This is a genomic window from Shewanella sp. 10N.286.45.A1, assembly GCF_041470405.1.
Lineage (GTDB): Bacteria > Pseudomonadota > Gammaproteobacteria > Enterobacterales > Shewanellaceae > Shewanella.
In genome coordinates, this window is the sequence record NZ_JBFRMK010000346.1 from 1 (window position 1) to 12211 (window position 12211).

Sequence of the window (12211 nt, forward strand, 5' to 3'; positions counted from 1 at the left end):
TATACTGATTGGTATAATTCAAACTCATAAAAAACGCATCCACTGAAATCAGTCGATGCGTTTTTTTATGTATTTAGCAAAATGTGACCAGGGGCTGTTAATCTTTCATCGCTCGAAAGATCAACAGCATCTAGTGATTATTGTAGTAACTATCGTGGTTAGCTTTCAGCTTCATATCTTGTTGACCCTGATAAACTTCTATCAAGGCAAAGTCTGCTTTTTGTAGATAAATCCAACCCTCTTGCACACGTATCCAATGATCGCCTTGTCTCTCGAACACTTTAGGAAACACTCCCCACCCAGAAGATGAAATATCCAATTGTTCAAACCGAATAAAATTCTTTGCAGGGGCTGTTAAACTTGGCATTTGATAAATTTTGTTAAAAATCCCAACAAGTTCACTTTTATCTGCCTCAGAAAACTGATAACAACTCACCTTATTTAGACTTCTATCAAACCAGTAATATAGCTTGGCGTCTGAAAACCGATAAACAGTACAATCATTAAACGTAATCGCCCAAGGCTTTGATTGTTTAAAACCGATAAAACCTTCGAATTCAACGCTAGCCTCTTTATTTTCAGTACTTTGACACCCTAATAAAACTAAGGCCATACCCGCAATCAATATCCTCTTTATACCTTTACATCTCATCAAGCTTGACTCCATATAAGTGCTTTTTCTATGTATAGCAAAATACCTATCAGCCATAGAGTTTAAAACTAACAAGTTAGAGCTACTATTCTAATGCCTATGAAAGGAGTATAGTCGCGCCTTTCTTGTGCATAACCTTAGGTTGCCGTATGCCCCTAACTCAAACTCCGACTCAATTTAGTGAAGCGATGTCACTAAGAATTGAACAGTCTGAAGCTCGCGTTATTAAAGCTGTGTTTCCATCAATTACTAACCACCACAATACACTATTTGGTGGGGAAGCTTTAGCTTGGATGGATGAGACTGCATTCATTGCAGCGACACGCTTTTGCCGCAAAACCTTAGTCACTGTCAGTTCAGACAGAATTGATTTTAATAAGGCGATCCCAGCTGGTTCTCTAGCGGAGATTATTGCCAGGGTGATTCATGTAGGTAATACCTCAATCAAAGTTGAAGTTAATATTTTTGTAGAAGATATGTACCAAGACCTTCGCGAACACGCGATACGCGGTGTATTTACCTTTGTCGCGGTAGACGATGATAGAAAACCTACAGCCGTTTGGACTTTAGGCTAATCGGACATAATTTAAAGAGGTTTAGTTAAAACCTCTTTAAATTGTTTCAAACTTTTGTTTAACCCGTTAATAAAAGATCAAACCTTTAGACCAAAGTCTAACTCCACGCAAAAATTTACCAAATTATAACGTTTGTCGGATAAAGCCATAGAATAGCTTGTCATTTATCTGTTACATTGAAAGTATCTTCACGAGCAACCAAAATAACCCTATAAAGCCATGAAGCCTGAAAACTTAAATATAATTATTGCGGATGACCATCCTCTATTTAGAAACGCATTAAGACAAGCATTAACCACTGCGTTTACCAATACTCAATGGTTTGAAGCTGATAGCGCTGATGCGTTGCAAAATCTCCTAGACAATAGCGACATTGAATATGATGTTGTATTACTGGATCTTCAGATGCCAGGTTCTCATGGCTATTCGACATTGATCCATCTAAGAACCCACTACCAAGAGCTCCCCGTTGTTGTTATCTCAGCTCATGAAGACAATACGACTATCAGTCGTGCTATTCATTATGGTAGCTCTGGATTTATCCCTAAATCATCGTCTATGGAAACGCTGGCAACTGCACTTGAAGCCGTACTCTTTGGTGATGTTTGGTTACCAGAAGGCGTTGAACTGCAAGAAGTCAGCGATGACGGCACCGATCAGATTGCCAGTAAGTTGTCAGATCTGACCCCACAGCAATATAAAGTGCTGCAGATGTTTGCTGAAGGCTTGCTTAACAAACAAATTGCGTATGATTTAGGGGTTTCAGAAGCGACCATTAAAGCGCATGCCACCGCTATATTTAGAAAGCTGGGAGTTCGAAATCGCACTCAAGCCGTCATTGCACTGCAGCAGTTAGAGATGGAAAAAGTCGATATTTAACTCAGGACGGAACAAACATCTGTTACGATAAAGCCGCATTTTAATGCGGCTTTTTTATGACGTTCAAGAACCTGTTACTACCTAAAATTCTCCATAACCTTGTAGTACACCATCCCCAGTGCCAATGCTTGGTTTCCAAACCACTCATTGAGCGGGATCCTTAAATGTTGCATATCAGCAAAGAGACCGAATTCTTGCTGCTCTCCGATAATGGCATTGGCCATGATTTCTCCCATAATGTGGGAGGTCGCAACCCCATGCCCCGAGTAACCTTGGCAATAGAATACATTTTTTGAACTTTACCTAGCTGTGGAATACGATTTAGCACAATACCCGCCATGCCAGTCCACTCATACTCTATATCGACCCCTTTCAGCTGTGGGAATGTACGCTCCAGAGCAGGCCTAAGTTCATTAGCAACATTTTTAGAGTCCCGACCGGAATAGTTAGTGCCGCCACCGAACATTAAACGGTTATCGGCGGTTAGTCGGTAGTAATCCAGTACAAAACGAGTGTCATACACAGCAACATCTTTGGGGATCAAGCTTTGGGCCTGCTCTGAGGTCAGTTGTGCAGTGGCGCAATTCCCCAGCGATGCAGGAAACAACATGCCTCTTAATTTTTTTCTAGCCAACTTATGATAAGCATTCCCCGCCAACACAACACTGTTAGCAGTGATCTTCCCCTTTGATGTGGTCACAGTAGCAAGAACCCCATCTTCAATATCAACAACTGCCGAGTGCTCAAAAATTTGTGCGCCCATACTCTCAGCTGCTCTTGTCTCACCAATACAAAGATTAACTGAATGTAGGTGCATATTACGCTTGTTTAAAAGGCCGCCGTGATACAAGGGCGTGTTGATATACTCAGGTAGCTGCTCTTTAGTTAGCAACTCCAGTTCGCTAGCCATGCCATTTTTACAAGCCTCATCATAGGTCTGTTTCAACTCATTAATGTGACTCGCTTTATAGGCTGTATGTAAATGCCCATACTTAAGGTCGCACTCTACTGCGTACTTCTTTACTCGCGCTCTTATTATCTCATGCCCGCGCCAACGCATATTCCAAACAAACTGCTCAGCATCAGTGCCCAATTTATTGCGTAGCTGCTTAGTCATGGCAGTATCACCTGACAAACTCCCCGTCACCTGGTCACCATTGCGGCCTGTCGCTCCCCATCCGATCTTATTGGCCTCTACAATCGCAACCTTGTAGCCTTTCTCACAAAGCTCCACTGCCGTCGCTACACCAGTAAAGCCACCACCCACAATCACCACATCAACACGTATATCGCCCTCTAATTCAGGGTAGTCAGTTTCAGTATTGATGGTGGCGTTGTAGTAAGAGTTGCAGCGTGGTTGTGACATAACAATTTCCTTTTGAGTAATTGATTACTTCTTGTTTTATATTTTTTACACGTCGTTCAGTATATCCATCTTTAATATTGGGTCAAGTCATCATAAACCTGAACAGCTGAAGCCAAAAAATTTGTCACTCTTGATCCGAGAACGTTATTCCAAGTCGGTTTACTTCATTTGAAGCAATAACTTGTCGAGTGATATTTCAGCGACTATCTTCAATAGTGAACGGTAAATACCTTTTACATTGATAGGTCGTAAGCATCGTCCTCTGTTCCACTCTTCTTAACTTATCAATAAGGAGATGGTATTGCCGAAAATGATAAAACATATGTTGCCGAGAGGCGTACAGGCATAGCTCTGGGTAGATTCGGCATATTAAGTCACGATTTAGATAAGGACTGTGAAATGAAAAAACTCGGTTTAGTAATGGTTATCCTCGCGCTTAGTGCCTGTGCATCCGCACCCGCAACTTGGAAAGGCATGTCAGAAAGAGATATAGCAGCATGGAAGGAGATTGGCTTTAACGCTGAACAAGCTCAAGCATGGAAAGGTGGCGGTTTCACCCCAGAGCAATCGGAGAGTTGGTCTAAACAAGGCTTTAACCTTACCAGTGCCACAAGTTGGAAAGGACAATCTTTTAATGCTGAAGAAGCGCAGAGCTGGAAGACTGGTGGCTTCGACGTAGACAGTGCCGTTGAATCAAGAGATAAGGGTTTAACTCCAGTAAAAGTTGAATAATTCAAGCCATACGTAAGTAGAAAAGGCACAATTGATGTGCCTTTTTTGTTTTCAGTAATTAGTCCTTTCTGACCAAACTGGAGATTAATGCTCTAAGCGCTGCAGGTTTCACCATTTTGGCCATGTAGTGGTAACCTCGAAGCTGAATATCATCAATCAAATCTTTACGGGTATTAGCGGTAATCAATATACCAGGAAGGTTTTCACCATAAAGGTTTCTGACGCCATCCATCGCATCAACGCCATTTTGGTCATTATCTAGATGGTAGTCTGCAAGTACGATATCTGGAGCAACCCCTTTAAGCCCAAGCTTAATTCGAGCATCGGCAAAGTCGCTGGCGCAGATAACCTCACACTGCCAACGCGTTAATAGACTTTCCAGCCCCGCTAAGATAGCTTCTTCATTATCAATGCATAGCACTTTCACGCCCGCTAAAGGTTGCAATAGAGAAGCGACTTTTTTCGGCGTAGGCGCAGTCACCTTCTCACCCAGTGGCACTTTAATTGAAAATACTGAGCCCTGTCCTAATATTGAACTGACGTTAATTTCATGGTCTAGAACACGGCTGATCCTATCTGCAATGGCTAAGCCTAAACCCAAGCCACTGGCACTTTTACTCTCAGGGTTATCCAGTCGCTTAAACTCTTTAAAAATCTCTTTGGTTTCATTCTCATCAATACCACAGCCGGTATCAAGCACTTGAATTTCAAGTTCACCGCCGCGATAACGACAGCCCAACAGAACACGACTTCCCTTGGCATAACGATATGCATTAGTTAAAAAGTTTTGTAACACGCGCCTTAAAAGACTTGGATCCGAATTAATGGTCGCCGAACAAGGAATAGCACTAAAATTAATTGAATAATCTTTAGCCATCGCCTCAAACTCTACCGTTAAGCCATCAAGCAGATCTGCAATAGCAAAGTCACGTCGATTAACATCAACCATTCCAGAGTCTAGTTTCGAAATATCGAGTAGATCGGTCAGTAATTCCCCGGCAATTTTCAGCGAGCTATTAACATGACTTAGGGTCGTTTTAGCTTCTAGATCTAAGTTTGGATATTGCGACAGAGAGGCGGTGAAAAGTCGAGCCGCATTTAACGGTTGCATGAGATCGTGACCAACAGCAGCAAGAAACTGACTTTTCGATGCATTTGCCATCTCCTCTTGCGCTTTCGACTCTAACAGTTTGCTGTTAAGCATTGATAACTCGTATGTACGCTCCTTTACCCTAGCTTCTAGTGTCTCATTCGACTCTTGCAACGCTTTGGCTTGCAAGCGGTATTGGGTAATATCAGTAAAAGTCATCACAAAGCCACCACCAGGCATGGGGTTACCCTGAATTTTTATGACTTTACCATCTTTGCGTTGACGCTCTGAGACATGCTGAGTGCCATTGCGCATATGCTGCACGCGCTTGTCTACTTGTTCCTCTATATCGCCAATACCACAATAGCCGCGCTCAGCATTAAAACGAACCACATCACTGATCGGCATGCCAGCTTGTAAAAAATTGTCTGGATAGTCATACAGCTCAGCATACTTAAAGTTCCAAGCAACTAAATTCAAATCCTTATCGACCACACTCATACCTTCGTAGGCATGTTCAATAGCACCTCTAAGCATATCTTGACTCAAGATAATTTTAGAGGATGCCTCATCCACAAGACTAAATACTTCATCAAGTGCCAAATCCCGGCCTTGCATCACTGAATCCATCACCAGTGATGCACTTGAGGCACCAAGTACCCCTGCGAGCATATGCTCGGTATGTGCGATGAGTTCTGGCGGAGCAACCTTATGCCAGCTGTCACTTTTTACCGCATCTTCAGAAAAACCAGAAAAACTCTCATAGGCGCGGGTTGGACTGACAAAGCGACTGGCTAATATCAGTAGGTCTTGCTGGGAAACGGGTGCACTCTTACGGTTAGTATCCTTTTTAAAACGTCCTGGGGTCACAAAGGCACTGGCTTGTATGCGCTCGGCAACACCGGCACGAAACCAGATTGAGCCAAGCATATAGCAGCCACAGTTCGCCAATAATGCGATGAGTATATCGCGCACGTTAGGCTTAATAGAATCTAGCAAAGCGATATCAGTCGCAACAATGCCGGAATGGTCTGCAGCGCCCTGCAGCAAAATGTAACACCAGCAACCAAAGCCAACAGCCAGCCCGAGGAATACACCACTGCGATTACCGTGTTTCCAATACATGCCGCCGATTAACGCCGGCGCCAATTGAGCGAACGCACCAAATGACAACATACCTAAAGAGGATAACGAATCGTTGTCCATAAATGTTAGGTAGCTAAAGTAGCCAAGGCCTAGAATGAGCATAATGGCAAGACGGCGAGCATTGAGCAGTAGTTGTGAAAATTGACTAAAATTTCTCGCCTTTATCTGCCCAGTCCGCAGCATTAACGGTACCAGCCACTCATTACTCACCATCACACTAATCGTCACCACGGCAACGATGACCATCCCCGTTGCAGCAGAAAGTGTTCCGAGCAGCGCCACAACAGCTAGCCAAGGTTTATCGAGTGCTAATGGTAAATTAATCACGTAAGTATCAGCGGCTACTGCATCGCCAAGTAATAACTTGCCAGCCAAAGCGAGTGGCGCCACAAATAGGCCAAACAACAGCAGGTAAACCGGGAACATCCACTTAGCTTTAACCATGGTTTTTTCATTAGTGCACTCAACCATCATGACGTGGAACTGCCTAGGCATACACAAAAAGGCAGCCATACCCACTAGCAGTTCCGGCATTAGTGATTCAATACGAAGATTTGGCTCGTTGATCAAATCCTTAGCACTGGCTTGTTGCCAGATGTCACCAAAGCCATCAAAGACCCCAAAACTAATGACAATACCAACCAGTAAAAATGCACCTAATTTCACTAGAGACTCAAATGCAATCGCCAACATCATACCGGGGTTATGTTCAGTGGCATCAAGCTTTCGTGTACCAAATAAAATGGCAAAAATGGCTAATAAACCAGTTATAACCAGTGAGACTTTTGTACCGTCGAACAATGCCCCCTCAGGTTGAAAAAGATTCAAGCTAAAGACCATCGCTTTAAGTTGCAACGCAATATAGGGCATGATGCCAAACAGAGCGATTAAGGTGACAATTGCAGCGAGAACTTGAGATTTACCATACCTAGCAGCAATAAAGTCAGCCACAGAGGTAATGTTTTGCGCCTTTGACACAATCACCATCTTTCGCAGCAGGCCAAAACCAACAGTGAATATTAAGATGGGGCCAATAAAAATGGGGAGAAATGACCAAAGATCATCGGCTGATTGACCAACCGTGCCGAGAAAACTCCAGGATGAACAGTAAACAGCGAGGCTTAAACCATAGATCCAAGTTTGGATCCGCTTAGTAATACGACTGAACCAGCGCTCAGCTCCCCAAGCAATGAGGAACAAGATACATACATATATGATGGCAATGGTGCCAACCAGAACAGTCAAATTCATAGGATTCTCTTTTTTTTACCTATTTTGCGGTAAAAACCAAATGAAATCTAGCCAAAAATAATTTACAACCATTTAAAAAATAAGGATATTTTTTTACTAGACCAAGGTCTAATAGAGATATAACCCTCACACAATCCATACTCATCTCACGCAAATTAGATAAGGGAAGCCCAATGAGCATGCAGTCTCTCTACAAAGTTCCAAGTGAAATCGCAGCCAATGCACTTGTAAATGACGAACAATATAAAAAAATGTATCAGGAGTCGATTGTAAACCCTGAAGGTTTCTGGAGAGAACACGGCAACCGTATCGATTGGATGAAACCCTTTACTAAAGTAAAGAAAACGTCGTTCGATGACCATAACTTGTTCATCAAATGGTTTTATGATGGCACGCTAAACGCTTCAGCCAACTGCCTTGACAGACATTTAGAAAATAATGCTGACAAAGTCGCCATTATTTGGGAAGGCGATGACGCAAAAGATCAGCGTACAATCACCTATGGTGAACTGCATGCTGATGTATGTAAGTTTGCTAACGCACTTCGTAGCCAAGGCGTAAGACGTGGTGACGTAGTAACAGTTTACATGCCAATGGTGCCAGAAGCTGCCGTTGCCATGCTTGCTTGTGCTCGTATTGGTGCTATCCACTCTGTGGTATTTGGTGGTTTCTCGCCAGACTCTATCGCTTCACGCGTTATAGACGGTAACTCAAAAGTAGTGATTACCGCAGATGAAGGTATACGCGGCGGCCGTATTATTCCCCTAAAAGCCAATATTGATGAAGCTCTCTCACACCCAGATGTAGATTGTATTGAAAAAGTCATTGTAATGAAACGCACTGGTGGCGACATTAATTGGGTTGAAGGTCGTGATATCTGGTGGGAATCATTGATGGAAACCGCATCAGAGCACTGTATTCCCGAAGAGATGGGCGCTGAAGACCCGCTATTTTTGCTTTACACCTCAGGCTCAACAGGTAACCCTAAGGGTGTGCTGCACACCACAGGTGGTTACATGGTATACGCCGCAATGACTCACGAGTATGTGTTCGATTATAAAGATGGTGAGGTTTACTGGTGTACTGCTGATGTTGGGTGGATCACTGGTCACTCATACATGGTCTACGGCCCACTCGCCAATGGTGCAACCGTATTAATCCACGAAGGTGTACCTAACTACCCAAGCCCTGCTCGCCTAGGTGAGATGATTGACCGTCATAAAGTCAATATCTTATACACAGCACCCACACTTATCCGCGCATTAATGGCTGAAGGCAAAGAGCAGTTCGATGGTTTTGATGGCAGTTCATTGCGTATTATGGGCTCTGTGGGCGAACCGATTAACCCTGAAGCATGGCGCTGGTATAACGATGTCATTGGTCATGAAAAATGCCCTATTGTTGATACGTGGTGGCAAACAGAGACTGGCGGTATTTTAATTAGCCCGCTTCCAGGTGCTACAGACACCAAGCCTGGTTCAGCAACCCGTCCATTCTTTGGCGTACAGCCAGCACTTGTCGACAATATGGGGAATATTGTTGATGGCGCAAACGAAGGCAATCTCGTTATTCTTGATTCATGGCCAGGACAGATGCGTACCGTGTTTGGCGATCATGACCGCTTCGTACTGACCTACTTTAAAACATTTAGAGGCATGTACTTCACTGGCGACGGCGCAAAACGCGATGAAGACGGTTACTACTGGATCACCGGTCGTGTTGATGACGTGATTAACGTATCTGGTCACAGATTGGGCACCGCTGAAGTTGAAAGTGCTTTAGTTGCCCATGAGCAAGTTGCTGAAGCCGCAGTTGTTGGTTACCCCCACGACATTAAAGGCCAAGGGATCTACGCTTATGTCACTCTGACTCGAGGCACTGTAGAAACTGAAGAGTTGCGTCAAGAGCTTCGCCAATGGGTTAGAAAAGAGATTGGCGCACTAGCAACTCCAGATCTCATTCAGTGGGCTGGCGGCTTACCTAAGACACGTTCAGGAAAGATTATGCGTCGATTCCTACGTAAGATTGCCGCAAATGAAGTGACAAACTTAGGGGACTCTTCAACGCTGGCTGATCCTGCCGTGATTGATACCCTGATTGAATCTCGTCTTAACCGCAGTGAATAATTGTTAAGCAGAAATACTCGCTTTACCTTCCCTAGCCCCTCATAGAGGGGCTTTTTTTATGCCTTTAAATAAACAAATCCACATTTTGCTTACCGTCACAGCGTATTTATGTGATGATTTCGCTATCAGTTTTTGTATTTACCTGCCAAACGGAAACTCACGTGCAACTTCGAGACTACCAGCAACAATCGGTTGATGCCGCTATCAATCATTTTAAGTCGACTAGCGATTCTGCCGTATTGGTACTTCCCACCGGAGCGGGTAAAAGTATTGTCATCGCTGAATTAGCTAGAATCGCCAAAGGTCGCGTTCTGGTGCTCACCCACGTTAAAGAGTTAGTGGCGCAAAACGCAGAAAAAGTCGGCATACTCACCGAGAAAGCCTCCATTTATTCTGCAGGATTAAATCAAAAATCAACCCGTGGTAAAACAGTGGTTGCCAGTATCCAGTCTGCGGTTAAACAGCCAACGCAGTTTGACGAACCCTATAGCCTCGTCATTATTGATGAGTGCCATCGAGTCAGCCCAGAAAAAGACAGCCAATATCAACAGTTACTCGCTCACCTTAAATCGAAAAATAACAAGGTAAGACTGTTAGGGTTAACTGCAACGCCTTATCGCTTGGATCTGGGTTGGATCTACCGTCATCACTACCATGGCAAAATCGGTAATGCTGACAAACCCGTTTTCGAAAAGTGCATATTTGAATTACCCATGCGCCCATTAATCAAACAAGGCTTTTTAAGCCAACCAAAAATGTTTGACGGGCTTAGCGCGCAATATGACTTTAGTGAGCTAACAGCATCGCCTACAGGGCAATACAACGAATCTGAGGTTAATTCGTTACTCAACCATTGCGGACGTGCTACCACCGCTATCGTCAAGCAACTCATTGCACTAGCAAAGCATCGCCAAGGAGTGATCATTTTTGCTGCTACCGTTAAGCATGCCGAAGAGATAATGGCCAAGCTTGACGGGTATGAGCCAGCACTAGTGACCGCTAAGACCTCTCGCGAAGACAGGGACTTACTAATTGCAGCCTTTAAAGCGAAGCAGATTAAATTCTTAGTTAATGTTGCGGTGCTTACTACAGGCTTTGATGCGCCTCACGTCGACTTAATAGCCATTATGCGACCCACAGCCTCGGTCAGTCTATTTCAGCAGATGGTGGGACGTGGCTTGCGTATCGATGCAGGTAAAACTGAATGCCTCATTATTGACTACGCAGCCAATGGTTATGATCTGTTCTATCCAGAGGTAGGTCAGCCCAAACCCAATAGCAAATGTAAGCCAGTTCAAGTTCATTGCCCCGTATGCGACTTCGCCAATATTTTCTGGGGGTTAACTGATGACGATGGTGACATTATTGAGCACTTTGGTAGGCGCTGCCAAGCATTGATAGAAACACCTGGCGGCAAACAACAATGCGATTTTAGGTTTCGCTCTAAAGCGTGCCCAAATTGTGGAGAAGAAAACGATATTGCCGCCAAAGTCTGTAACCATTGCCAAGCAGTATTAGTTGACCCCGATAAGCGACTCAAAGAGGTTTTACAGCAGAAACATCACCATTTATTTAAATGCCAAAGTATGTTGCTGGAGCCCGATGGTGAACGCTTAATCGTGCGCTACATAGATATTGAAGGCAATGATTTCTGTCGCTATTTTAAGATGCAGACGGCCGCCCAAATAAAAGCTGTATTTGCCCTGTTTATTTTCCCCCATAGCAAGACTCCGGGTATGAAACATAAAAAGTATCAATCAGCTCAGGAGCTTGCTAATGATGCCGACTGCTTTAGAAAGCCTGATCTATTACTGCTTAGAAAAGGCAAAAAAGGCTGGGATCTGCTTGAGTCTATATTTGACTATCGAGGCCGTTATCAAACCCAACCTAAAGATATGGAGGAGTAACAATAACTTTTCTGTTGTGTTTACAGTCAAAGCCGCAGTCACCGGCTAAATAAACGCCCTGCTATAACCGATAAATCAGCAATGCGATTAACACGACTATAAATATCGATTAGAACTAATCGTTAGCCTATGTTATAAAGTGCTCAAGCTATTTTTGAGGAATGAATATGTTTGTAGTTATTTTCGGTCGTCCAGGTTGTCCTTATTGTGTTCGTGCAGTTCAAGTTGCAGAGCAACTTACTGAAAAGCGTGAAGATTTCAAATTCAAATATGTTGATATTCATGCAGAAGGGATCAGCAAAGCCGATCTAGAAAAAACAGTTGGCAAGCCAGTTGAAACAGTGCCACAGATCTTTGTAGATAAAGACCATGTTGGCGGTTGTACTGAGTTTGAACAATATGTACGAGACAATGACTTAATGCCTGCTGCATAAGTTTAACAGCTCAATAAAAAAGGAGGCTACAGCCTTAATGCCGGTCAGTTAAG

Annotated in this window: 8 protein-coding genes and 1 pseudogene; 6 read left to right on the forward strand and 3 right to left on the reverse strand. The window is 43.6% G+C overall.

The window, feature by feature from the left end; translation table 11 throughout:
* Nucleotides 1–130: 130 nt before the first annotated feature.
* Nucleotides 131–652, reverse strand: a complete 522-nt coding sequence (locus tag AB4238_RS20895; protein ID WP_372035387.1) for a hypothetical protein — start codon at nucleotides 650–652, stop codon at nucleotides 131–133.
* Nucleotides 653–801: 149 nt separating this feature from the next.
* Here AB4238_RS20895 and AB4238_RS20900 point away from each other — a divergent pair, with 149 nt between their 5' ends.
* On the forward strand, nucleotides 802–1227 hold the full coding sequence (locus tag AB4238_RS20900; RefSeq protein ID WP_371994020.1) for an acyl-CoA thioesterase: 426 nt from the start codon (nucleotides 802–804) through the stop codon (nucleotides 1225–1227).
* Nucleotides 1228–1446: 219 nt separating this feature from the next.
* The gene (locus tag AB4238_RS20905) at nucleotides 1447–2106 is read left to right on the forward strand and encodes a response regulator (RefSeq protein WP_372035389.1); all 660 of its coding nucleotides are present in this window, start codon (nucleotides 1447–1449) and stop codon (nucleotides 2104–2106) included.
* Nucleotides 2107–2183: 77 nt separating this feature from the next.
* On the opposite strand, the pseudogene AB4238_RS20910 reads toward AB4238_RS20905, so the two are convergent.
* A pseudogene (locus AB4238_RS20910) lies at nucleotides 2184–3472 on the reverse strand (NAD(P)/FAD-dependent oxidoreductase).
* Nucleotides 3473–3871: 399 nt separating this feature from the next.
* Between AB4238_RS20910 and AB4238_RS20915 the strand changes: the two are divergent.
* Nucleotides 3872–4204 carry a hypothetical protein gene (locus AB4238_RS20915; RefSeq protein ID WP_372035391.1) on the forward strand — a complete coding sequence of 111 codons (333 nt, stop codon included), beginning with the start codon at nucleotides 3872–3874 and terminating at the stop codon, nucleotides 4202–4204.
* Between the two features lie 58 nt (nucleotides 4205–4262).
* Here the strand turns inward: AB4238_RS20915 and AB4238_RS20920 are convergent, their stop codons facing one another.
* Nucleotides 4263–7691: a NahK/ErcS family hybrid sensor histidine kinase/response regulator gene (locus tag AB4238_RS20920; protein WP_372035393.1), complete on the reverse strand. Its 3429-nt coding sequence runs from the start codon at nucleotides 7689–7691 to the stop codon at nucleotides 4263–4265.
* Between the two features lie 173 nt (nucleotides 7692–7864).
* Here AB4238_RS20920 and acs point away from each other — a divergent pair, with 173 nt between their 5' ends.
* The 3 genes from acs to AB4238_RS20935 all read left to right on the forward strand — a co-directional run bounded on the left by acs (nucleotide 7865) and on the right by AB4238_RS20935 (nucleotide 12158).
* On the forward strand, nucleotides 7865–9817 hold the full coding sequence (gene acs / locus AB4238_RS20925) for an acetate--CoA ligase (RefSeq protein WP_372035396.1): 1953 nt from the start codon (nucleotides 7865–7867) through the stop codon (nucleotides 9815–9817).
* Between the two features lie 161 nt (nucleotides 9818–9978).
* Nucleotides 9979–11724 (forward strand): DEAD/DEAH box helicase family protein, encoded by a 1746-nt coding sequence (locus AB4238_RS20930; protein ID WP_372035398.1) that lies wholly within the window; start codon nucleotides 9979–9981, stop codon nucleotides 11722–11724.
* A gap of 167 nt (nucleotides 11725–11891) precedes the next feature.
* Nucleotides 11892–12158, forward strand: a complete 267-nt coding sequence (locus AB4238_RS20935) for a GrxA family glutaredoxin (protein ID WP_220736211.1) — start codon at nucleotides 11892–11894, stop codon at nucleotides 12156–12158.
* The last annotated feature ends 53 nt before the right edge of the window (nucleotides 12159–12211 follow it).